Raw genomic sequence first — 22,054 nt, 5'->3', positions numbered from 1 at the left:
GCTCAGCAGCCGCCCTGGTAGCCGCTCTCCGGGATCAGGCGGCTCCACTCGTCCTGGCTGAGCGGCCCGCCCGCGCGGGCGCACACCTCCTGCGCCGTCAGCGCCGGGTCGACCGGGCTCTCGCGTACGCTGCCGTCGGCCGCCACGCCGCGCAGCGTGCGGCCGTCCTGGCTGAAGGCCAGCCCCTCGGCCCACGAACCCACCTGGCCGACCTCGCGCAGCGTGCCGGCGTCCCACAGGGAGGTGCGTTCTGCGTCGATCGCCAGCAGGTCGCCGCCGGGGGAGAAGCGCAGGTCGCGTACGGGGGCCGGGCCGGTCTCGACGATACCCGCCCGCTCGCGCTCCCGTACGTCCCACAGCTCCACGCGTCCGCTGCCCAGCCCGAGGGCCAGGGTGCGGCCGTCGGGGGAGAAGGCGAGCGCGGTGGGCCGGTCGGCGGCCGGGGCGAGCGGGGTGACCTCGCCCGTACGCAGGTCGAGCAGGTTCGTGCCGGAGGCGAGCGTCGAGCCGTCGGGGCTGAAGGCCATCGCCAGGTCGCCGGCCCCCTCGTAGACCTTGATCCGGCGGCCCGCGCGCACGTCCCAGGTCTCCAGCAGGCGGCCGCGGGCGGTGGCCAGCGTGTCGCCGCCGGGGGACAGGGCCACGGCCGACACGTCGCCGCCCGCGTCGACGGCGCTCACCCTCCTGCCGCCGGACGCCTGCCAGACGGTGACCGGGTCGCCCGCCACCGCCAGCAGCCTGCCCGCCGCGTCGAAGGTCACGTCGCCGGTGGCGGCGATCTCGGCCAGCGGCCTGCGCGCCACCACGTCGGTGAGCCGGATGGCGTCGCCCACGTCCTTGGCCGCGACCCGGCCGTCGCTCGACAGCGCGGCGGTGCGGACGCCGGGGGAGGGCGCGGGCAGCCCGGGGACGTCGAGCGAGACGACCGAGCCCAGCCCGCTCAGGTAGCGCAGCGTGCGGCCGTCGGCGGAGAAGGCCAGGCCGCCATGCTGGTCGCCGCGGAAATGGTAGGCCCCGGCCAGCCGTCGGTCGGCCACGCTCCAGACGCGCACCTCGTCCCGGCCGGGGAGGGCGAGCAGGGTGCCGTCGGGGCTGAACACGGGGGTGCCGGCGGAGGTGTCCGACAGCCTCTCACCGTCGCCCGCCTCCGCCGCGAAGGCGGCGACGGGGGCGGGGGCCGGGTCGGCGGCGGGGGCGCCCTTCGGCGGCTCGGCGCCGGGCGTGACCAGCGTCACGCCGTCGCGGCCCGCCACGGCCAGGGTGCGGCCGTCGGGGCTGAACGCCAGGGGCGGCGCCGACCGGTCCGGCCCGGACTGCGGCCGTACGGTGATCACCCGTTCCCTGGTCCGGCCCGGCAGCGCCCACAACTCGACCCGCCCGTCCAGGCCGGAGAACGCGGCCCGGCTCCCGTCGCGGGACACCGCCACCCGGCGGTCGCTCACGTCGAACAGCACTTCGCCGCCCCGGTACACCTTCGTCCGGTTCCCGCTGGTGATCGCGTACGTCCCGGTCTCGGGGGTACGGCCGGTGGCGACCTCGACGGGCCGGCCGTCCGGGCCCTCGGCGTACCGGCCGTCCTCGCTCAGGGCGGCGCTGCCCTCGGGGAGCGCGCGCGTGGCGAGCTGCCGGCCGCCGCGGACGTCCCAGACGGTCAGCGTGCCGTCGCCCCACCTGACCAGCTCGTCGCCGCGCAGCAGGTAGCCGGCCCGCTCGTCGGCTGCGGGGTCGGTGAACACGCCCAGCTCGGGCTGCGCGAGCGAGGCCTGCAACGCCGCCCGCGCCTCGAACACCGGCGACATCCGCCAGGCCGCCACGCTCAGCCGCATCGCCGTACGCGGGTCGGAGGAGCGCAGCGCCTCGGCACGGGCGGCGACGGCCCGCGCGTTGGCCTCCAGGAGCTGCCCCCGCAGCTGCTGCTCGCCGTTCAGGGAGAGGGCAGACATCGACACCGCGACGGCCAGGGCGGCGGCCAGCGTCGCCAGCGACGGACGCAGCAGCCGCCTGCGCTGCTTCGACATGGCCACGCTCGCGCCGATGAAGTCGCGTTCGAGCTGGTTGAGGCGCAGGTGGCGGCGCCTGGCCGCGGCCCAGCCGAGCGCCGTGTCGAGCCGGTCGCCCCGGTAGAGGTACGTCTGCCCGCGCCGGTGGCGCGACCACCGGTCGGCCGCCAGGCGCAGCTCCCGGTGGACGGCCAGGCCGTCACGCTCGTCGGCCACCCACCCGCGCAGGCGTGGCCAGGCCCGGTAGAGCGCGGCGCTGGCCGGCCCCACCCGGTCGTCGCGCACGGCCACGAGCTTGCCGACCGGGGTCTCGGTGGGCGGCACCCGGACGCTGCGGCGTACGAGCAGCCCGGCCGCCATGAGCGGGGCCAGCACGCCGCCCTCGTCGTGGGGCTCGTCGCCGTCCATCAGGCGCAGCAGCAGCCCCGGCACCGCCTCCTGCTGGCGCGGCGTGAGCCCGGCGTAGACGTCCTCGGCCAGCTCGCCGAGCGACCGGTGGCCGGCCACTCCGTCCGGCGGGCGCAGCGCGGCGGGGTCGGCCTCGACCAGCAGCTCGTGCGCCGCGGGCCGGGCGGCGGGGTCCTTGGCCAGCGCCCGTCCGACCAGCTCGCGCAGCCCCTCGGGCAGGGCGCTCAGGTCGGGGTCGACGGTCAGCAGCCGGTGCAGCACCACGCCCAGGCTGCGTCCGGAGAACGGATCGCCGCCCGTGGCCGCGTAGAGCACCACGGCCCCCCAGGAGAAGACGTCGGTCGCCGCCTCGTGGCCGCTGCCGGTCAGGATCTCCGGGGCCAGGTACGTGCACGTCGCCCCCAGCGACCCGCCGACCGCCGCCCCCATGTCGATGACCTTGGGGCCGCCCGCCGCCAGCAGCACGCTCTCCGGCCGCAGGTCACGGTGTGTCAGCCCGGCCGCGTGCAGCGTGCTCAGCGCCCCCGCCAGCGCCCCGGCCAGCGCCGCCAGCTCCTCTCCCCGGTACGGCCCGTGCCGCTCGACCGCCTGCCGCAGGTCGGGCCCGTCGACGAATTCGCTCACCACGTAGGGGACGCCGTGATCGACCCCGGACGCGACCACCTCCGCCAGATGCGGGCAGGTCACCCGCGCGACCGGCTCCACCTCGACCCGCGGCACCTTGACCGCGTAGCGGCGGCCGTCGTCGTCGTAGGCGTCGTAGACCACTCCGCGCGCGCCCGCGCCGAGCCGGGCGGCCAGCCAGAAGCCGCCCAGCCTCTCGGGATCACCAGGCACCAAGCGCATCGTCACTGATGCTTAGATGCGCCGCAGCGGCCGTTGGTTGTGGGAGAACGACCACAGGTCCCCCGCGCGCCTCGGGGGACCCATGCGTCATGATCATTATGCCAGGTTCCCGGATCTTGACTGCCACTCCGGACGCAGCACCGACATCGTCACGGAGTCGTGCCACTCGCCCTCCCACAGCAGGGTGTCGCGTTGCACGCCCTCCTCCACGAACCCGGCCTTCTTGTAGACGTGCCGGGCCCGGTCGTTGAAGGAGTAGACGTCGAGGCTGATCCGGTGCAGCGGCGTGGTGGCGAAGGCGTGGTCGAGGACCAGCTCGATCGCCTCGCTGCCGTAGCCCTTGCCGAAGACCCGGGCGCCGATCAGCGCGATCCGCAGGTTGCACGACAGGTTGTGCCGGTCGAGCTCGTTGAGCACGACCTCGCCCACGTACTCGTCGCCGGCCATGACGGCCAGGTCGAGCCGGTCGGCGTGCTCGCCTCTCGTGCTGTACCACTGGCGGGCCACCTCGGGGTCGGCCTCGCCGTGGCTGCCCGTCAGCCGGGTCACCTCCGGGTCGCCGACCAACGTGAGCAGGCCCTCGACGTGCTCGGGGCCGACCGGCAGCAACCTGACCAGCTTCCCCGTCAGAGTGGGTTTCTCGGCGAACATCCCCTCTGGCTATCAGCCCTGGTCATCGACCGGCAAACCCATTTTCCTCAGCGCCGCGTCGCGCACCTCCTCCGGGGTCAGCACGCCGACGTCACAGGTCAGGTCCGCGACCTGCTCGAAATACCGCTCGCGCCGGGCCCGCATCTCCGCCGGCTGGAACTCGGGGCGGTGCGCGCCCGAGCTCATGCGCTGCGCCAGGACGGCGTCGGCGGCGTCCACCCAGACCACGAACGCGTCGCGCAACGCCGCACGCACCCGGGGGTCCTCGACGGTGCTGGCCGCCGCCGCGATCACCTTCGGCTCGTCCGCCAGCGCCGCCAGCACGTGCTCGGCCTCGTACCGGTGCAGCGCGTCCGCGCCCTCGCGGGCGGCGATCTGCGCCGCCGTGCCGCCGTACTCCTTCTCCAGGAACGGGTCGCTGTCGGTGAACGGCATCGCCAGCGCCGTGGCCAGGAGGCGGCCCGCGGTCGTCTTACCCGATCCCATCAGCCCGATTACCACGACTGGTTTGTTTTTCGACATGTGGATAGAGGTTCCTTCGCGTCAAGGAGGTAAATCTGATGACCATCGCCGGAAGCATCATCCTCATCATGCTCGGTGCGATCCTCACCTGGGCCGTCGAGTTCGATCTCGCCGGTCTCGACATCAACGTCGTCGGCGTCATCCTCATGCTCGGTGGCCTGGCGGGGCTGCTGTTCGGCATCTACCGGATCAGCGTCACCCGCAGGGCGGTCGGCCCCATCGACGAGCCGGTGCACCGGCACGAGATCTACGAGGAGCCGGAGACCCGCAGGACCACGGTGTACGAGGAGCGCCGCCACTACGACGAACCGCCGCTGTAGGAGGTGAATCGACATGCCAGCCGTTGACGAGCTGCCGTCGACCATCAAGCGTTCGCCCAAGAAGGCGCAGAACACGTGGATCAAGGCGCACGACTCCGCCGTGAAGGAGTACGGAGAGGGGCGGCGCGCGCACATGACCGCGTTCGCCGCCCTCAAGCACTCCTTCGAGAAGGTCGGAGACCACTGGGAGGCGAAGGGGCAGAAGGGGCCGTCCGACAAGGGGGCGACCGACCGCTCCGGCCGGACCGAGGAGGGCGTGGACGCCAACGCCAGCAAGGAGCACTTGCAGGGCGTGGCGTCCAGGCTCGGGGTGCGCGGCCGATCCAGGATGACCAAGAAGGAACTGGTGGACGCCATCAAGAAGGCCAACAGGAAGGCCACGGCGAAGGCCCGCTAGTTCCTTCAAAGCAACCGCTTGACCGCCGCGGCAATCGCGTGGCGGTCTATGCGGGCGTCCGCGAGCTGTTCCTCAGGCGTCGCCGACCCGGGCAACCCGGTCACGGCGAGCTTCACCACCCGCGGGCCGAGCTCGCTGACGGCGTCCAGCACGGCGTCGCCGAGACCGCCCTCCAGCCGGTGATCCTCGACCGTGATCAGGTTGCCCGTCGTCGTGGCCGCCTCCACCAGCACCGCCGCGTCCACCGGCTTGACCGAGTACAGGTCGATCACGCCGACCGGGACGCCGGCCGCCTGCAGTTCCTCGGCCGCCGCCAGCGCCTCGTGCACCGTGATGCCCGCCGCCACGATCGTGGCCCGGTCGTCGGGCGAGCGCCGCAGCACCCGCGAGCCGCCCACCGGGAACCGTTCGCCCGGCGGGTAGATGACCGGGGTCTCCCCGCGCGTGGTGCGCAGGTAGGACACCCCTGACACGTCCGCCATCTCGACGGTCAGCGCCGCCGCCTGGTTGGCGTCGCACGGGTACAGCACCGTGCTGCCGTACACCGCCCGCATCATGGCCAGGTCCTCCAGGCCCATCTGCGAGGGGCCGTCCTCGCCGATCGAGACGCCGGCGTGCGAGCCGACCAGCCGGATCGACGCCTGGCTCACGCCGGCCATCCTGATGAAGTCGTGCGCCCTGGTCAGGAACGCCGCGAAGGTGGCCGCGTACGGGGTCCAGCCGCGTACCGACAGGCCGACGGCCGCCGCCACGAGCTGCTGCTCGGCGATGTACATCTCGAAGAAGCGCTCGGGGAACGCCTCGCCGAACTCCTGGGTCTTGGTCGAGTCGGCCACCTCGCCGTCCAGCGCCACCACGTCGCCGCGGGCCGCGCCGAGCGCCGCCAGCGCCGCGCCGAACGCGCTTCTGGTCGCGGCCTTCCCGCCGACCTCGTACTCGGGCACCGTCGCCGGTCGCGTGTCGAAGTGGTACGGCTCCGCCTCGCCCTCCGGGGGGTGCACGTCCACCCGGACGCTGCGCGGGCCGCCCAGCTCGTCGATGGCCTTGTCGGGATCCTTGAGCGGCTTGCCGTGCGCGCCCTCCCGGTTCTCGACCTCGGTGACCCCCTCGCCCTTGCGGGTCTTGGCCAGGATCGCGGTGGGACGTCGGCGGGTGTTGCAGGCGTCCCCGAGCGCGAAGTCGATCTGCCCGGGATCGTGCCCGTCGATCTCGATCGTGTGCCAGCCGAAGGCGCCGAAGCGGCGCGCGTACGCCCCCGTGTCCCATCCGTGCCTGGTCGGGCCGCGTTGTCCCAGCCGGTTCACGTCCACGATCACGACCAGGTTGGCCAGCCCCTCGGCCCCCGCGTGCTCGGCCGCCTCCCAGATGGACCCCTCGGCCAGCTCACTGTCACCGCACAGCACCCACACCCGGTACGGCAACCGTTCCAGCCGTCCCGCCATGGCCACGCCCACGCCCACCGGCAACCCCTGCCCGAGCGAGCCCGTGGCGACGTCGACCCAGGGCAGCCGGGGGGTGGGGTGCCCCTCCAGCCTGCTTCCCCTGCGCCGGAACGACAGCAGCTCCTCGTCGTCGATGACCTTCGCCGCCTTGTAGAGCGAGTAGAGAAGGGGGGAGGCGTGGCCCTTGGAGAAGATCAGGTGGTCGTTGCCGGGGTTGTCGGGGCGGTCGAAGTCGTACCTGAGGTGGCAGGCGAACAGCACGGCCATCAGGTCCGCCGCCGACATGGACGAGGTGGGGTGCCCGGAACCGGCCGCCGCGGCGGCGCGTACGGAGTCGACGCGCAGTTGCGCGGCCAGTTCGGTCAAATACTGGAGATCGCGTTCAGGCATCAAGACCCTCCTCGTGAGTTTCACGCCGCCTACCCCCTGGGCGCGGCTTAACTCGGGCTTGACGCCACCTGACCCCATTTATCCACAGTTGAAACATCCCTCGTGGGGCGGCCCGGGTCGGGGTGTCAGGTGTCGAAGCGGCGGCGGGCCGCCTCGATCTCGCCGAGGTGGCGCTGCGTCCAGTGGCACATCGCGTCGACCGTCGCGCGCAGGGCCCGTCCCGGCTCGGTGAGGGTGTACTCCACCCGCGGCGGCACGGTCGGATACACCTCCCGCTCGACCAGCCCGTTGCGCTCCAGCATGCGCAGGTTCTGGGTGAGCATCTTGTGGCTGATGCCCTCGACCTGGTCGCGCAGCTCGCCGAACCGCAGGGTGCCCTCGCCGATGGCCTCGATGATCAGGAACGCCCACTTGTTGGCGACGTCCGAGAAGATCTCCCGTGCCAGGGAGTCGGCCCGTCTCAGGTCCGCCTCGCCGTCCGGGCCCTTGAACTGCTTGGTCACCATGAGGTTCCCCAGTCACTGAAAAGTGCGTTCTTCCACGTCAGCGGACACTCTCCTACAGTTCCTCAGTAACCACAAGAGACTGTGAGGCGGCCGCGCACGCGTTCCGGCCGCCCGTGTTCCGAGGAGGCGCACCACCATGCCCGTCACCCTGCTGAACCCCGAGGGGCTGCCCGAGGTCGACGTCTACCACCAGGTGGCGGTCGCGTCGGGGACGAGGCTGGTCTTCGTCGCCGGCCAGGTCTCCTGGGACGCCGACGGCACCACGATCGGCGCCGGCGACCTCACCGCGCAGGTCGAGCAGTGCTACCTCAACCTCGCCGCCGCCCTGGCCGGAGCGGGCGGCTCGTTCGACGACGTGGCGAAACTGACCGTCCACGTCGTGGACTGGACCCCCGACCGGATGGCCGCCCTCCTGGAGGGGATCTCCCGGGCGAAGGCGAAGCTGGGGGTGACGTCGACCCCACCGGCGACCCTGCTGGGAGTCGCCGCCCTGGCCGTCCCCGACCACCTGGTCGAGATCGAAGCCACCGCCCTCCTCCCCTGACCGGGCAATGCCGGAGGCGCCGAAGGTCGCCGAGGCCGGGATCGAGGAGCGGTGCGGCAAGTGGCACGGCATTCTGGCCGAGGGCGGGGACCCGATCCCCGGCGTCGCAGGCACGCCGCTTCTACGCCAGGACGGCCGCCTTCAGGCGCGGTCGTGGAGGGTGACATGGTAGCCGTCGGGGTCGGCGAAGGTGAAGGTGCGGCCGAAGGGGCCGTCGATCGGTGCGGAGACGATGGTGTGGCCGTCGGCGACGAGGGCGTCGTGGATGGCCTGGACGTCGGTGGCGTGCAGCCAGATCGAGGCGCCGATGCCGGGCTGGGCCACGGACGCGAGATCGGTGCCGGGGACGACGTCGCGCAGGGCGAACGCGATCGGCTTCGTCTCGAAGACGACGGCGTGCGGAGGCCCGGCCGGCGAGCGGACGAGGCCGAGGTAGCGCTCGTAGAACGCCTGTGAAGCGCCGAGGTCGCGCGCCTGGAGCGAGATGAAGTCGGGGCCGGTGACGGGCATGGTGATGCTCCTTCTCTTCATGTCAGGATACTGACACGCAGCAATGTATGTCAGAATACTGACATGAGTCAAAGCGGTGGCGGCATCGACCTGGACAAATCGCTGGGCTACCTGCTGAAAGAGGCTTCGAGCGCCCTGCGCGCAGCCATGGAGGAGGTGCTGCGGCCGCTCGGGATGACCGTGACGCACTACTCCTGCCTGGAACTGCTGGCCCAACGGCCGGGCCTGTCGAACTCCGAGCTCGCGCGTGGCGCGTTCGTGACCCGGCAGTCGATGAACGTGCTGCTCCAGGCCCTGGAGCGAGACGGCTACGTGACCAGGCCCGCGGCGGCGCCGGTCGGGAAGGCCCTTCCGGCGCGGCTCACGCCCAGCGGCCGGCGGAGCCTGGAGAAGGCGAGCGCGGCGGTCCGGTCCGTCGAGGTCAGAATGCTGGCCGGGATGAACGAGACCGAGCAGTCGGACGCCTTCCGGATCCTGCGGAGCATGATTCACTCCCTGCGCGACGGTGACGACGCATAGCTCGGCGCTCCCAGGTGGCCCGCCTTCGCCGCCGGGTCAGCGGTTGAGTCGGCGGGCCGCCGTGACCGCCGCGACCACGCCCCCCGCCGCCAGCATCACCGCGCGCCGGTGCTGGGACAGCCACAGCTGGGGGCTGTGACCGTGTGAGCGCTGGTCGAACGTCCCGTGCGCCCCGTAGTCCTTGTCCTCGTCGGCCGGCTCCCAGAGGTTGGACACCCCGCTCGGCTGCTTCTCGTCCGTCTGCTGGGACTTGATGCCGGTCCTGGCCAGGTACCGGTCCACGAGGGCGGGGGCGACGCGCTGGGCCAGGAGGGTGGCCGCGGTGCTGGCGCCCACCCAGTACTCCTTGCGTCCGGGGTGCTCGGCGGCGTAGACGATGGCGCGGGCCGCGACCTCCGGCTGGTAGATCGGGGGGACGGGCTGGGGGTGCCGCCGCAGCTTGGACAGGACCCACTCGAACTGAGGGGTGTTGACCGCCGGGAGCTGGACCAGCGTGACCTCGACGCCGCTGCGGTCGGCCAGGAGCTCGGTGCGCAGCGACTCGGTGAAGCCCTTGATGGCGTGCTTGGCCCCGCAGTACGCCGATTGCAGGGGGATGCCGCGGTGGCTCAGGGCCGAGCCGACCTGGACGATCGTCCCGGCGTTGCGGGGGCCCATGAGGTCGAGGGCGACCTTGGTGCCCCACACGTAGCCGAGGTACGTCACCGAAGTGGTACGGGCGTACTCATCCGGCGAGATGTCGGCGAACCTGGCGAACACTGAGGAGAAGGCGCAGTTGATCCAGACGGAGATCGGTCCCATCTCCGCCTCGACGCGTTCCGCCGCCGCCTTCACCTGCTCGTACTCGGCCACGTCCGCCTCGTAGACCCGCGCGTCCCCGCCCGCGGTCCCCACGTCCACGGCGGCCGCGCCGAGGCCCGCCTCGCCGCGTGCGACCAGGGCCACGCGGGCGCCGCGGGCGCCGAGTTCGCGCACCACCGCCCGTCCGACCCCGCCGCTCGCGCCCGTCACCACTACCACGCGTCCTCGAAGGGATGCCATGTCGACCGTCAGCCTGCCTCTCCCGTTCCTCGTTCCTTCTGCCGCCGGATCGCCAGGGCGATGTCGATGATCGTGACGATGAACAACACGATCGCGATTCCTGCCATCACCGGCGCACCCGCTATGAGCCCCAGCACCGTGAACGCGAAGAGGAACACCAGGATGAACGACCCCACCCTGATGTGCACCACGTCGCGCGGTGTGGCGGGCACCATGGGGTGCCCTTTCCGGTCACCCTGCTCGTACCATCTACCGTCATCCGTGTTCTCAGGCATGCCGCTCACCTGCCCGTCCTGTTTGTTGCCTAACGTCCTGGGTAGCCGCCCTGCGTGCCCGAGCTGCGTCCGAGTGATCAGAGTGAGCCGGGGATCGTCAGGCGTCGCCGCGGGCGGGGCTTCAGCTACGAAGGACCGGACGGGCGGCCGGTGCGCGACAGCGCGACACTGCAGCGCATCCGGTCGCTCGTCATCCCCCCGGCGTGGAAGGACGTGTGGATCTGCCCGTCCCCGCGCGGCCACCTCCAGGCCGTCGGCACGGACGCGGCCGGACGCCGGCAGTACCGCTACCACCACCTCTGGCGCGAGCAGCAGGACAAGGCGAAGTCGTTCGACCACGTGCTGGAGGTGGCCGAGCGCCTGCCCGCCTTCAGGAAGGCCGTGGACGACCGCCTCAAGGGCCGCGGCCTGACCAGGGACCGGGTGCTCGCCGCCGCCGCCCGCCTGCTGGACATCGGGTTCTTCAGGATCGGCGGCGAGAGCTACGACACCTACGGCCTGGCCACCCTGCGCATGGAGCACGTGACGTGCCGGAACGGCATCGTGACCTGTGCCTACCAGGCCAAGGGGGACATCTCCCGCGAGGTCGAGGTGGCCGATCCGGGGGCGTGCACGGTGCTGCGTTCGCTCAAGGCGCTCGGCGCGGAGGGCGAGCTGCTGCGCTACCGCCGTCCGAAAGGCGGGTGGGAGGACGTCAGGAGCGAGGACATCAACGACTACCTGCGCGAACTGATCGGGTACGAGGTCACCGCCAAGGACTTCCGCACCTGGCACGCGACCGTCCTGGCCGCCGTGGGCCTGGCGGTCTCCGGACACGCCCGGGGGAGCGGCACGGCCAGGAAGCGGGCGGTCACCCGGGTGATGCGGGAGGTGGCCGAGTATCTGGGCAACACGCCGACCGTGGCGCGGGCGTCGTACGTGGACCCGCGGGTGGTAGAGGCGTACGACCAGAACAGGACGATCGCCGCGGCCCTGACGGAGCTCGGAGCCGACACGGACTACGGCCAGCTCGCCACGCACGGGACGGTGGAACGGGCGGTCATAGACCTGATTCGCGCTGTTTGAGCCGTTAATCCCCGGGCATGCGGCGACAATGGAAGGAGAAGAACGATGGAAGCTCCGCAGTACGTCGCGGCCCGCGTCCAACGGGCGCTGGCCGAGGACGGACGCACGAACGAGCTCGGCATACGGGTCGACGTCCGCGGCGACCAGTTGTTCCTGCGTGGTCAGGTGAGCGGAGCCGAGCAGCGCGACAGGCTCGGCCAGGTGGCGCGGGAGATCGCGCCCGATCTGCACCTGCACAACGAGATACGCGTGGTCGACGTCTCGGTGCCGGGGGAGGATGAGCATCTTGACTGACCTGCGAATAGCGGCGGTGGGCGACATCCACCTGGGCGAGGACGTCAGAGGCCAGTACCGGCGCAGGCTTGAGGGCATCGAGGAACGCGCCGACGTGTTCATGCTCGCGGGCGACCTCACCCGGCACGGCACGCTGGAGGAGGGGCGGCTCGTGGCCGACGAGCTGCGCGGCCTGCCCATCCCCACCGTGGCCGTCCTGGGCAACCACGACTACCACTCCGACCTGCAGTACGAGATCGCCGCCGAGCTGCGGGACGCCGGCGTCATCGTGCTCGACGACAATGGCACGGTGATCCAGTGCGGTGACCGGAAGCTGGGCGTGGTCGGCGGCAAGGGGTTCGGCGGCGGGTTCGCCGGCAAGAGCGCGAGCGAGTTCGGCGAGCGCGAGATCAAGAACTTCATCTCCCACACGCGCTACATCGCCGAGGCGTGGAAGATCGCGCTGAAGGAACTGGTGGCCGACCAGCGCGTGGTGCTGTCCCACTACTCCCCGATCAAGGAGACGCTGGAGGGCGAGCCGCTGGAGATCTACCCCTTCCTCGGCAGCTACCTGCTGGCCGAGGCGGTGGACACGGCGGGGGCCGACCTCATCCTGCACGGGCACGCCCACAAGGGCACGGAGAAGGGCACGACCTCGGGCGGCATCCGCGTCCGCAACGTCGCCCAGCCCGTCCTCGGCAAGGCGTACGGCGTCTACTGCCTGGAAGAGCCGGGCAACGACTACGACGACTGACGGACCTCACAGCACCCGTGCGGCGATGACGCACACGTCGTCGGTGGCGCTGTCGGCGCCGAGCCGCCGCAGCACGCAGTCGATCATCTGCTCGGGATCGTCCCCCTCGCACGCGTGCGAGGCCCGGACGAGCGCGGCGACCCCCGCGTCCAGGTCCTGACCGCGCCGCTCGACGACGCCGTCGGTGTACATGAGCAGGGTGTCGCCCGGTTCGAGCTGGGTGACGGTCATGCCGAACTCGGCCGCGTCGAAGGCCCCCAGCAGGGTGCCGGTGACCCCCTCGATCGGCTTCCCCTGCCCGTCCCTGATCAGGACGGGCGGCGGGTGCCCGGCGTTGGTCCAGGCGAACGTGCGCCGCTCGGGGTCGAAGTGGCCGATGATCGCGGTGCCGGTGACGGTGATGCCCTCGTTGGAGTGCACGATGAGGTCGTTCAGCCAGGTGGCGAGCCGGCCCGCGGGAGCCCCCGTGTACGCCAGGCCGGCCAGCCCCGAGCGCATCTGCAGCATGATGCTCGCGGCGGTCAGGCCGTGGCCCATGGCGTCGCCGATGGCCAGCAGGACGCGGCCGTCGGTGATCAGACGGGCCTTGAACCAGTCGCCCCCGAGACTGGCCAGCTCCTCGCCCGGCAGGTAGCGCACGCCCACGCTGAGCCCCGGCAGGCTGATGAGCCCCCGGCGGATCGGCAGGATCGTGTCCTGGAGCTGGACGGTGATCCGGTGCTCCTGCTCGGCCCGTTCCTTCTCCTTGGTCGCCTGCTCGTGCGCCACGGCCAGCGCGCGTTCCCTGCGGCGGTTCTTGGTGACGTCCTGGACCAGGGAGCGGACCTTGATCGGCACGCCGTCCCCGTCGAGGATCGGCTCGCTGTAGACGCACAGGTGGCGCACGCCGTGCCGGTGCTGGATGCGGAACTCGTTCTCCACGGCCTCGCGGAACTCCAGCAGCGTGCGGATCTGCTCGTCCATGAGCGGCAGGTCGTCGGCGACCACCACGCTGGGCAGCTCTTCCAGGGCCATCGGGCCGTCGGCGCGGTCGCGGCCGAACATCTCGTACATCTGCGGCGTCCACAGTGTGCGCTCGGTCGCCAGGTTCCACTCGCCCCAGCCCAGCTCGGCCAGGCGCTGCGCGCGTTCCCAGCCGGAGACCAGCAGTTCCTCGTCGTCGAGGATGCGCCAGGTCACCAGCAGACCCTCGTCCACGCGCGAGGCACGCACGCTCAGGGTCGCCGGCCACAGCCGGTAGTCCATGGCCTCGACGAACTCCATCGGCATGTGGTGGAGGGGCTCGCCCGTCTCGTACACGGCGATGTAGTCGTCGAGCAGGCCCGAACCGGCCACGCCGGGGCTGACCGCCAGGAGGCGGCCCCCGGCCAGGTCGTCGGCCGTACGTCCGGCCGGGGTCCTGGCGTGCTTGTTGGCGGCCAGGACCAGGAAGTCGACGACGCGGCCCGCGTCGTCCTGGACGGGGGTGAGGAAGATGGCCGAGGCATGCACGCCCGCCAGCATGCCGTGCACCGACTGGGGCACCTCGGGCTGTTCGAGCTCCTGCTCGGGCAGCGGTTCGATGCCCCTGGCGACCTCGGTCAGCTCCAGACCGCTGTGCTGGGCCATCCTGGCGAGTTGCTCGGCGGCCTCGCCCGGGCGGATGTTGAGCCGGGTGGCCAGGCGGGCCGTGGCCTCGTCGAGGATGGCCTGGGTACGCAGGTGGCGGCGCAGGTGAGCGAGCTGCTCACGGACCCTTGCCGAAGCCGCGTTCATTTCGTAGCGGCTGAACGGCGGAAATCTGCTCACTCGCTCCCCATGCCCGATCAATCGGGATTGAGGGCTGATGCTGCTGATATTTCGGTAAACCTAGGTGTTCCGCTGGGCCGTTCTCGAGGTTCGGCCCAGCGGACGGTCGCGGACGGGGTCCAGGGCGGCGTCCGCCCTAGACATTGAAGATGCTGACCCCACCCGGCCCCACGAGGAAGCCGAGGACGATGAGCACGATCCCCCAGAGGAGGTCGCGCCGGGCCAGAATCACGTAGATCCCGGAGATGACGAGGATTACGGCGATGATCCAAAGCAAAGTAGCCATGCCACGGCAACTGCCCCCACGCGCGACTCCATAACATGTTTTTCTCCGCAGTAACGGGCAGGTGGGGATTCATGACGACATTCGGCTATTTCTTGTCGTGCGAGGAACACAGCCCCCAAGAACTGGTACGCCAGGCCAAGGCCGCCGAACGCGCGGGTTTCACGGCCTTGTGGATTTCCGACCACTTCCACCCCTGGCTGGACGAGCAGGGCCAGGCGCCCTTCGTCTGGTCCGTGATAGGCGCGCTGGCCGAGGCGACCTCCCTGCCCATCACCACAGCCGTCACCTGCCCGCTCGTCCGTACGCACCCGGTCGTCATCGCGCAGGCCGCCGCCACCACGGCGGCGCTCACCGGCGGACGCTTCAGGCTGGGCGTGGGCACCGGCGAGGCGCTGAACGAGCACGTCGTCGAGTCCCGCTGGCCGCCGCTCGACGAACGCCTGGAGATGCTCGAAGAGGCCGTCGGGCTGATGCGCGAGCTGTTCACCGGCAGGCTGGTGACCCACCGGGGCGCGCACTACCGCGTGGACACCGCCCGGCTCTACACGCTCCCCGACGAGCCCGCGCCCATCCTGATGTCGGGGTTCGGCGAGAAGTCGACGACGCTGGCCGGACGGCTGGCCGACGGCTACATCTCCACCGCGCCGGACGCGGGGTCGGTCACGATGTTCCGCGAGGCCGGCGGCGGGGACAAACCGGCGCTCGGCGGGCTCAAGGCCTGCTACGCCGCCGACGAGGCCACCGCGCGCAAGACCGTCCACCGCCTGTGGCCCACGCAGGGGATCAAGGGCGAGGCGTCGCAGCTCCTGCCGCTGCCACGCCATTTCGAGCAGCTCGCCGAGTCGGTCACCGAGGACGAGGCCGTGGGGGGCAGCCCGGTCGGCCCCGACCCCGAGGTCCACGCGCGGGCGATCAGGCAGTACGTGGACGCCGGCTTCGACGAGGTCTACGTCAACCAGATCGGCCCCGAGCAGGACGCCTTCTTCGACTTCTACGAGCGCGAAGTGCTCCCGAGGGTGCGCTAGCCGGCCGACTTCATCAGCTTGGCGTAACCGAGCTGCAGCCAGTCGGAGATGGCGACCGCGGTCATCGTGGCGCCGACGAGCCTGGTCACCCTGGGGGCGAAGACCAGGCCGACGGCGTACGCGGTGGCCGCCCACTGGGCCAGGCAGAACGGGCAGGCCAGCAGCTCGCCCATCGGCCCGCGCGGCTCCTCCTGGACCTCGGAGGGGCCGCCCTGGCCCTCGTACCTGGTGAAGGGCGCCCGCAGGGGGCTCATGACCGGGTCCTTGGCCAGGCGCCGGGAGACCTTGTGCGTGCAGGCCGCCATGAGCGCGAGGTCCAGGACCCCGACCCGCTCGGGCAGCTTCCTCTTGGTCAGCACGGTGGCCACCACCGCGCCGGCCACCCCCGCCCCGTACGTGGCGAGGATGCCCATGTAGCCGCCCAGCGGCCGATCGTGCCCGTTGCCGTACGCCCGTTCCGTCTTCTCCAGCATCTCGGTCATAGGGTGTGGCGCTACCCTCAACCCCCGTCCCTACGCCCTGTCCCTACGCGCTGTCCGCAACGCCTACATGACGATCGTGCGGGTAGCCCGGAACCATGAGCAGCCATGGCCATGCGGTCACCGACGCCATCCTTGACACGTTGAAGCGCGCGAGCTCCGGGCTGAAGGACGCCGGGGTGAAGTTCGCGCTGGCCGGCGGCTGCGCGGCCTACGCCAGAGGCGCCGCCCCCTCCCTGCACGACGTCGATTTCGTCCTCACCGAGCACGACGTGCCCGCCGCGCTGGAGGCCCTGCGCGGGCTGGGCTTCCAGACGGCCAAACCGCCGGAGGACTGGCTGGTCAAGGCGTACGACGAGGGCCGGCTGGTCGATCTGATCTTCCGGGTCTCCGACCACGAGATCACCGAGGAGTTGCTGGACCGGGCCGAGCCGCTTAAGGCGTCGGCGGTGATCGTGCCGGTGCTGGAGGCCACCGACCTGGTCATCTCGTGGCTGCTGCCGCTGTCGGAGCACGCCTGCGACTACGGCGCGCTGCTGGCCCAGGTGCGGGCGCTGCGCGAGCAGGTCGACTGGTCAAGGGTGGTGGCGGTGACGGCGGACTCGCCGTACGCGACGACGTTCGTCACGCTGCTGGAGCGGCTGGGCGTGCTGAGCGAGCCGGTGGTGGCCGGCGGCGAGAGCCGGTGGCCCTGACGGAGGTGGCCCGGAACGGGCGGAGGGCCGCGTCCTTTTCGGACGCGGCCCTCCTTCTAGGACGAACTGCCCTTCTGGGGCGGACGTCCAGGGTCACCCGCCGTAGCGGCCGTAGTAGTCACCCAGCCGCGTACGGTACTCGGGCTCCTTGTACCTGCCCTCGTCGAACTCGGGCGCGTCCTTGATCTCGGCCTTGGTGCGCGCGACGTGCACGTTGCGCTCCTGAGGGTCGATGCGCGTGACGACCTGCGCCGGCAGCATGACCTTCTTGCCGAAGATCCAGGGACCGGTGTCGACGATGATGTAGCTCTCGCCGACCTCGTACGTCGCCTCGTCGACGGACCCGATCTTCCCGTCGGTCGCCTGGACGTGGTACCCCACGAGATCCAGACTCTGACCCCGGTCATAGACGTCAGCACGATAGTTCCAGAGCTCCATTGGGCTCTCTTCCTCTCTTCTTCCGTCTTTTCTCGGGCAAGACCTCCGCTACCCGGACAGACTCCGGTAAACCCCCCACAAAGCGTCGGTGGTGGCGGATACGATCCGCGTCACGGACTGGAAAGGGGGCCGGATGACTGTCGGCGAAGCGCAGGAGTGGGCCCCCGCGGGCGTCGATGTCACGCGTCCCAGCGTGGCCCGCCTGCACGACTGCCTGCTGGGCGGCGTGGAGAACTTCTCCGTCGACCGTTCGGTGGCGCGCCGGCTCAAGGACGCCGTGCCCGAGGTGGTCGACCTGGTCTGGTGCAACCGGGCCTTCATCGGGCGGGTCGTCGACTTCCTCGTCCGCGAGGCGGGCATCAGGCAGATCATCGACCTCGGCGCCGGGCTGCCCACCATCGAGAACACGCACGAGGTCGCCCAGTTCGCCGACCCCCGTACCAGGGTCGTCTACGTCGACCTCGACCCCATGGTCGAGCCGCACGCCCGCGCCATCCTGAGCGGCAACCCCAATGCCACCGCGATCACCGCCGACGCCCGCGACGTCGAGGCCGTGCTCGGCCACCCCGAGCTGGGCCGCCTGATCGACCTCGACCAGCCCACGGCCCTGCTCGCCGTCGGGCTGCTGCACCTGTTCCCCGACGCCGACGACCCCCACGGCCTGGTCCGGCGGTACGTCGCCGAGCTCGCCCCCGGCAGCCACCTGGCCGTCTCCAACATGCTCGCCTCCGAGAACCCCAAGGCCAAGGCCCTGGAGACCCTGCTCCAGGCCACCATGGGCACCGGCCACTTCCGCGACCGGACGGCGATCGAGGCGTACTTCGACGGGCTCGTCCTGGTCGAGCCCGGGGTGGTGCACTTCCCGGAATGGCACCCCGACGACCGGCTGCCCGGCCCGCTGGCCCCCTGGGAGGAACTGCTGCTGGGCGGCGTGGCCCGCAAGCCGTAATCCCGGTGCGCCTCACGACCGGTGACGGCTAGGGTGTCGCCCATGCCGCGTCGTCTCCTCATCTGCTCCCCGCCGCCCGCCCTCTAGCGGGCGGCGGCGTTCCAGGAATTTCCGGGTCTGACGGATCCGGGGGTGGTTGCTGCCCGCACACGGGCCCATTCCGACCACTCCATCCGGAGAACTCCTGTCATGACCCCTGTCTCCGCTCGCCGTGGCGCCGTCTACGTCTCCGTGGCCGCCACCGCCTGGGGCACCGGCGGCGCCGCCGGCGCGCTGCTGTTCGAGTCCGGCCATCTCGGTCCCGTCGGCGTCTCCTTCTGGCGTTACCTGCTCGGCGCCGCCTTCCTCCTCGCGCTCACCCGGCGCCCGCGGCGGCTCACCTGGCACGTGCTGCCGGTCGGGGCCGGCATGGCCGTCTACCAGACGGCGTACTTCGCGGCCATCGCCGGCTCCGGCGTCGCGGTCGCGACCGTCGTGACCATGGGCGCCACGCCGATCTTCACCGCGATCGGCGGGCGCCTGCTGCTGCGCGAGCCGCTGGGACCGGTCGCCCGCGCCGCGCTGGCCGCCGCGCCGGCCGGGCTCGTCCTGCTCACCTGGGAGTCCGTCGTCCGGGCCGAGGCCGGGGCCGGCATCGGGTACGCCCTGCTCTCGGCCGCCGGGTACGCCGGCGTGACGCTCTTCTCCCGGCGCCACAGGACCGACCCGCAGGGCACGGCCGTCGGCGGCTTCGTGGTCGGGGCGGCCTGCCTGGCGCCCTTCGCCCTGCCGGCGGGCGTGCTGCCCGAGCTGAGCGTGTCGTCGGCGGCGCTGCTGCTCTACCTGGGCGCGGTCCCCACGGCCCTGGCCTACGGCCTGTTCTTCCGCGCGCTCACCGGGCTGCCCGCCACCACGGTCTCGATCATCTCGCTCGGCGAGGCGGCCGGGGCGGCGCTGATCGGCGTCGTGCTGTTCGGTGAACGGCTCACGCCGCTCGCGTGGGGCGGGTGCGCGCTGCTGCTCGCCGCCGTCGCGGTTCTCGCGCTGAAAGCGGACACGGAGATGTGAGGTCCAGGGCCCGTGATGAGTTAAGGTCCGGTACGGCGACGCTTGCCGTATCGTCGCTCCGCTCCCTCATTTCGGCTTAAGGGAACGGCGCCGGCGAAACGTGCGTTGGAGGAACTGTGGCCTCGATAAAGGGAATGTTCAGGAACCTCCTGGATCGTCCGGGCGGGGTGAACCTGACCCCCTATCTGAAGATCGTCAAGGCGGCCGACGAGCGCGCCGGCCGCATCGGGAAGCTCGAAGAGCTGCCGACGCCGGCCATGGACGATCTGGCCGAGTTCTGCGCCGTGGTGCGCGAGGCCGCCGACCGCACCCTCGGGCTCAGGCCGTACGACGTGCAGTTGCTGGGCACGCTCGCCCTGCTCGACGGCAAGGTGGCCGAGATGGCGACCGGCGAGGGCAAGACCCTGTCGGGCGCCATGGCCGCCGCCGGTTACGCGTTGCAGGGCAAGCGCGTCCACGTGATGTCCGTCAACGACTACCTGGCCAGGCGCGACGCCGAGTGGATGGGCCCGCTCTACGAGTCGCTCGGCGTCACCGTGGGCTGGATCGACCAGAACTCCACCCCGGAGGAGCGCCGCGCCGCCTACGCCAAGGACGTCACGTACGGGCCGGTCAGCGAGATCGGGTTCGACGTGCTGCGCGACCGGCTGCGCACCGACCCCGCCGAGATCATCGTGCCCGCGCCCGAGGTGGCGCTGATCGACGAGGCCGACTCCGTTCTGGTCGACGAGGCCAGGGTGCCGCTGGTGATGGCCGGCGCGGCCGACCCCGGCAGCGCGGTGCCGGAGATGGCGGCGCTGGTCCGCACGCTGGTCCGCGGCTACCACTACGAGATCGACGAGCAGGCGCGCAACGTCTACCTCACCCCCAAGGGCGCCGACAGCGTCGAGAACATCCTGGGCGTCGAGCTCTACGACGAGCACGAGCCCGGCACCCTCATCGAGCTCAACCTCGCGCTGCACGCCCACGCGCTGCTCGCCCGCGACGTCGACTACATCGTCCGCGACGGCAGGGTGCAGCTCATCAACCCCTCGCGCGGCCGGGTGGCGCTGCTCCAGCGCTGGCCCGACGGGCTCCAGGCGGCCGTGGAGGCCAAGGAGGCGCTGCCGCCGAGCGAGAAGGGCGAGATCCTCGACTCGATCACCGTCCAGGGGCTGATCCGCCGCTACCCGCAGATCTGCGGCATGACGGGCACCGCCGTCGCGGTCAACGAGCAGCTCGGCGAGTTCTACGGCCTCAAGGTCGCGGTCATCCCGTCCAACCGGCCGTGCGTGCGGCAGGACGAGCCCGACCGCGTCTACCCGACCGTCCCCGACAAGGACGCTGCGCTGGTCGAGGAGATCCAGGAGGTGCACGAGACGGGCCGGCCGATCCTCATCGGCACCCTCGACGTGGCCGAGTCGGAGAACCTCGCCAAGCTGCTGCAACGCCGCGGCATGGAACCGGTCGTGCTCAACGCCAAGAACGACGCCGAAGAGGCCACGATCATCGCCAGGGCGGGCGAGCGCGGCGCGATCACCGTCTCCACCCAGATGGCCGGCCGCGGCACCGACATCCGGCTCGGCGAGGGCGTGGCCGAGCTCGGCGGCCTCTACGTGATCGGCTCCGGCCGGCACGCCAGCAGCCGCCTCGACGACCAGCTCCGCGGCCGGGCCGGCCGCCAGGGCGACCCCGGCGGCTCGGTCTTCTTCGTCAGCATGACCGACGACCTGATCACCCAGTTCGTCCCCGACGAGCGCCCGCCCGCCGCCGACCCCGACGGCCTGGTGCGCCACCGGCGCGGCGCGTACATCGTGGGTCACGCCCAGCGGGTCGCCGAGGGCGTCAACCTGGAGATCCACCGCAACACCTGGCGCTACACCCGCCTGCTCGAACACCAGCGTGAGCTGATCCTCGAATGGCGTGACAAGGTCCTCCACGGCGACGCCGCCGCCAAGGCGCTGGCCGAGGCCGACGCCGGGCGCTGGGCCGAGCTGCCCGAGGACACCAGGGACGAGACGGCCCGCCAGATCGTCCTGCACGCCATCGACACCTGCTGGACCGAGCACCTGGCCTTCCTCAACGACCTGCGCGAGGGCATCCACCTGCGCGCGCTGGGCCGGATGAGCCCGGTCGACGAGTTCCAGCGGGAGGCCGTGGCCGAGTACAAGGCGCTGCAGGCCGAGGTCGAACGCCGCTCGCTGGAGTCCTTCGAGGCCCCCGAGCCCGACCTCAAGCGCCCGTCGGCCACGTGGACGTACCTGGTGCAGGACAACCCGTTCGGCACGGAATGGGACCGGATCCTCAAGCGCGTGACCGCCGCCACACGTCGCGGCTGAACCCGCCGGGCGTACCTGACAGAAGATGACAGGTACGCCTGCCAGCGTGGACACATGACGACGAAAGCCAAGCTCATCGCCTTCACCATCGACTGCGACGACCCCCGGAAGCTGGCCGCCTTCTACCACGAGGTGACCGGCTTCGAGATCCAGTACTCGGAGGAGGAGTACGCGGCGATCGGCGACGGCTCCACCAACATCTACTTCGGCCGCGTCCCCGGTTACAAGCCGGGCACCTGGCCCAGCCCGGACAAGAAGTTCCACTTCGACTTCCGCGTCCCGGACCTGGACAAGGCGGTCGAGGAGTACATCGCGCTCGGGGCGGTCAAGCCGGAGTTCCAGCCGGGCGTCACGGAGGAGGGCACGCGCTGGATCGTGCTGCAGGACCCGGAGGGGCACCTGTTCTGCGTGGTTCCCGAGCAATCGTAAGCGCCGTGACGCCCCCGCGGAGGGCCAAGGATCAGCAACATGTTCGTGCAGGTGACAGCCGCATTTAGGTGATTAATCAGCCTAAAGAAGGATGGTAGTGCTCTGCTCGGCTCCTAAGCTGGAGCAATGCTCCTGCA

General features: G+C 71.3%; 25 protein-coding genes. 13 read left to right on the top strand and 12 right to left on the bottom strand.

All coding sequences use genetic code 11. The features are described 5' to 3' along the window. Window positions 1-2 precede the first annotated feature (2 nt). From ACWCSU_RS31670 to ACWCSU_RS31660, 3 genes are all read right to left on the bottom strand, one after another. Window positions 3-3,245, bottom strand: coding sequence for a protein kinase domain-containing protein (locus ACWCSU_RS31670; protein ID WP_449939897.1), 3,243 nt, complete (start codon window positions 3,243-3,245; stop codon window positions 3-5). 105 nt (window positions 3,246-3,350) lie between these two features. Next, window positions 3,351-3,905, bottom strand: a complete 555-nt coding sequence (locus ACWCSU_RS31665) for a GNAT family N-acetyltransferase (RefSeq protein ID WP_357699021.1) — start codon at window positions 3,903-3,905, stop codon at window positions 3,351-3,353. Between the two features lie 12 nt (window positions 3,906-3,917). Next, entirely contained in the window at window positions 3,918-4,427 is a 510-nt protein-coding gene (locus tag ACWCSU_RS31660; protein ID WP_364084843.1) for a shikimate kinase, read from the bottom strand. 38 nt (window positions 4,428-4,465) lie between these two features. On the opposite strand from ACWCSU_RS31660, the gene ACWCSU_RS31655 reads away from it, so the two are divergent. Together ACWCSU_RS31655 and ACWCSU_RS31650 are read left to right on the top strand one after the other, a co-directional pair. Continuing rightward, window positions 4,466-4,747 (top strand): hypothetical protein, encoded by a 282-nt coding sequence (locus ACWCSU_RS31655; RefSeq protein ID WP_352319513.1) that lies wholly within the window; start codon window positions 4,466-4,468, stop codon window positions 4,745-4,747. 13 nt (window positions 4,748-4,760) lie between these two features. Further along, entirely contained in the window at window positions 4,761-5,144 is a 384-nt protein-coding gene (locus ACWCSU_RS31650; RefSeq protein ID WP_357699025.1) for a ChaB family protein, read from the top strand. A 5-nt stretch (window positions 5,145-5,149) separates the two neighbouring features. On the opposite strand, the gene ACWCSU_RS31645 is transcribed toward ACWCSU_RS31650, so the two are convergent. Next, window positions 5,150-6,976, bottom strand: coding sequence for a transketolase (locus tag ACWCSU_RS31645; RefSeq protein ID WP_449939895.1), 1,827 nt, complete (start codon window positions 6,974-6,976; stop codon window positions 5,150-5,152). 125 nt (window positions 6,977-7,101) lie between these two features. Beyond that, on the bottom strand, window positions 7,102-7,482 hold the full coding sequence (locus tag ACWCSU_RS31640) for a winged helix-turn-helix transcriptional regulator (protein ID WP_364084836.1): 381 nt from the start codon (window positions 7,480-7,482) through the stop codon (window positions 7,102-7,104). A 136-nt stretch (window positions 7,483-7,618) separates the two neighbouring features. On the opposite strand from ACWCSU_RS31640, the gene ACWCSU_RS31635 reads away from it, so the two are divergent. Continuing rightward, complete coding sequence (locus tag ACWCSU_RS31635; protein ID WP_449939892.1) at window positions 7,619-8,026, top strand: RidA family protein; 408 nt, start codon at window positions 7,619-7,621, stop codon at window positions 8,024-8,026. Between the two features lie 141 nt (window positions 8,027-8,167). Here the strand turns inward: ACWCSU_RS31635 and ACWCSU_RS31630 are convergent, their stop codons facing one another. Next, window positions 8,168-8,536 (bottom strand): VOC family protein, encoded by a 369-nt coding sequence (locus tag ACWCSU_RS31630; RefSeq protein ID WP_449940070.1) that lies wholly within the window; start codon window positions 8,534-8,536, stop codon window positions 8,168-8,170. Window positions 8,537-8,599: 63 nt separating this feature from the next. On the opposite strand from ACWCSU_RS31630, the gene ACWCSU_RS31625 reads away from it, so the two are divergent. Continuing rightward, complete coding sequence (locus ACWCSU_RS31625; RefSeq protein WP_357699032.1) at window positions 8,600-9,055, top strand: MarR family winged helix-turn-helix transcriptional regulator; 456 nt, start codon at window positions 8,600-8,602, stop codon at window positions 9,053-9,055. A gap of 36 nt (window positions 9,056-9,091) precedes the next feature. On the opposite strand, the gene ACWCSU_RS31620 is transcribed toward ACWCSU_RS31625, so the two are convergent. Together ACWCSU_RS31620 and ACWCSU_RS31615 are read right to left on the bottom strand one after the other, a co-directional pair. After that, the gene (locus tag ACWCSU_RS31620) at window positions 9,092-10,096 is read right to left on the bottom strand and encodes an SDR family oxidoreductase (protein WP_449939890.1); all 1,005 of its coding nucleotides are present in this window, start codon (window positions 10,094-10,096) and stop codon (window positions 9,092-9,094) included. Between the two features lie 8 nt (window positions 10,097-10,104). Beyond that, window positions 10,105-10,371 (bottom strand): hypothetical protein, encoded by a 267-nt coding sequence (locus ACWCSU_RS31615; RefSeq protein ID WP_357699036.1) that lies wholly within the window; start codon window positions 10,369-10,371, stop codon window positions 10,105-10,107. 54 nt (window positions 10,372-10,425) lie between these two features. On the opposite strand from ACWCSU_RS31615, the gene ACWCSU_RS31610 reads away from it, so the two are divergent. From ACWCSU_RS31610 to ACWCSU_RS31600, 3 genes are read left to right on the top strand one after another with little or no spacing between them, the layout of a single operon-like run. Then, window positions 10,426-11,436: a DNA topoisomerase IB gene (locus ACWCSU_RS31610; protein WP_449939886.1), complete on the top strand. Its 1,011-nt coding sequence runs from the start codon at window positions 10,426-10,428 to the stop codon at window positions 11,434-11,436. Between the two features lie 45 nt (window positions 11,437-11,481). After that, window positions 11,482-11,730: a BON domain-containing protein gene (locus tag ACWCSU_RS31605; RefSeq protein WP_357699040.1), complete on the top strand. Its 249-nt coding sequence runs from the start codon at window positions 11,482-11,484 to the stop codon at window positions 11,728-11,730. Continuing rightward, on the top strand, window positions 11,723-12,463 hold the full coding sequence (locus tag ACWCSU_RS31600; RefSeq protein ID WP_449939883.1) for a metallophosphoesterase family protein: 741 nt from the start codon (window positions 11,723-11,725) through the stop codon (window positions 12,461-12,463). The genes ACWCSU_RS31605 and ACWCSU_RS31600 overlap by 8 nt, the downstream gene beginning before the upstream one ends. Before the next feature lie 6 nt (window positions 12,464-12,469). On the opposite strand, the gene ACWCSU_RS31595 is transcribed toward ACWCSU_RS31600, so the two are convergent. Together ACWCSU_RS31595 and ACWCSU_RS31590 are read right to left on the bottom strand one after the other, a co-directional pair. Continuing rightward, window positions 12,470-14,251, bottom strand: a complete 1,782-nt coding sequence (locus ACWCSU_RS31595; protein WP_449939881.1) for a SpoIIE family protein phosphatase — start codon at window positions 14,249-14,251, stop codon at window positions 12,470-12,472. Window positions 14,252-14,387: 136 nt separating this feature from the next. Beyond that, on the bottom strand, window positions 14,388-14,537 hold the full coding sequence (locus ACWCSU_RS31590) for a GPGG-motif small membrane protein (RefSeq protein WP_165959640.1): 150 nt from the start codon (window positions 14,535-14,537) through the stop codon (window positions 14,388-14,390). A 71-nt stretch (window positions 14,538-14,608) separates the two neighbouring features. Between ACWCSU_RS31590 and ACWCSU_RS31585 the strand changes: the two genes are divergently transcribed. After that, window positions 14,609-15,562 (top strand): TIGR03557 family F420-dependent LLM class oxidoreductase, encoded by a 954-nt coding sequence (locus ACWCSU_RS31585; RefSeq protein ID WP_357699046.1) that lies wholly within the window; start codon window positions 14,609-14,611, stop codon window positions 15,560-15,562. On the opposite strand, the gene ACWCSU_RS31580 is transcribed toward ACWCSU_RS31585, so the two are convergent. Then, complete coding sequence (locus ACWCSU_RS31580; protein ID WP_357699048.1) at window positions 15,559-16,044, bottom strand: DUF1360 domain-containing protein; 486 nt, start codon at window positions 16,042-16,044, stop codon at window positions 15,559-15,561. The two genes, ACWCSU_RS31585 and ACWCSU_RS31580, sit on opposite strands and share 4 nt — an antisense overlap. 140 nt (window positions 16,045-16,184) lie before the next feature. Between ACWCSU_RS31580 and ACWCSU_RS31575 the strand changes: the two genes are divergently transcribed. Then, window positions 16,185-16,736, top strand: coding sequence for a nucleotidyltransferase (locus ACWCSU_RS31575; protein ID WP_364084808.1), 552 nt, complete (start codon window positions 16,185-16,187; stop codon window positions 16,734-16,736). 93 nt (window positions 16,737-16,829) lie between these two features. Here ACWCSU_RS31575 and ACWCSU_RS31570 read toward each other — a convergent pair whose 3' ends face one another. Then, window positions 16,830-17,117, bottom strand: a complete 288-nt coding sequence (locus ACWCSU_RS31570; protein ID WP_352352063.1) for a PRC-barrel domain containing protein — start codon at window positions 17,115-17,117, stop codon at window positions 16,830-16,832. Between the two features lie 190 nt (window positions 17,118-17,307). On the opposite strand from ACWCSU_RS31570, the gene ACWCSU_RS31565 reads away from it, so the two are divergent. The 4 genes from ACWCSU_RS31565 to ACWCSU_RS31550 all read left to right on the top strand — a co-directional run bounded on the left by ACWCSU_RS31565 (window position 17,308) and on the right by ACWCSU_RS31550 (window position 21,917). Further along, a complete protein-coding gene (locus tag ACWCSU_RS31565) occupies window positions 17,308-18,123 on the top strand; it encodes an SAM-dependent methyltransferase (RefSeq protein WP_449939875.1) in 816 nt (271 codons plus the stop codon). 189 nt (window positions 18,124-18,312) lie between these two features. Next, window positions 18,313-19,170, top strand: coding sequence for a DMT family transporter (locus ACWCSU_RS31560; RefSeq protein WP_449939873.1), 858 nt, complete (start codon window positions 18,313-18,315; stop codon window positions 19,168-19,170). A gap of 134 nt (window positions 19,171-19,304) precedes the next feature. Beyond that, a complete protein-coding gene (gene secA2, locus ACWCSU_RS31555) occupies window positions 19,305-21,488 on the top strand; it encodes an accessory Sec system translocase SecA2 (protein WP_449939871.1) in 2,184 nt (727 codons plus the stop codon). A 54-nt stretch (window positions 21,489-21,542) separates the two neighbouring features. Continuing rightward, complete coding sequence (locus ACWCSU_RS31550) at window positions 21,543-21,917, top strand: VOC family protein (RefSeq protein WP_357699058.1); 375 nt, start codon at window positions 21,543-21,545, stop codon at window positions 21,915-21,917. Window positions 21,918-22,054: the final 137 nt, after the last annotated feature.

The sequence above is a fragment of the Nonomuraea sp. NPDC001699 genome, from assembly GCF_053596455.1.
Note: the sequence above shows the minus strand (reverse complement) of the source record. Positions and strands in the feature narration are given on the sequence as shown.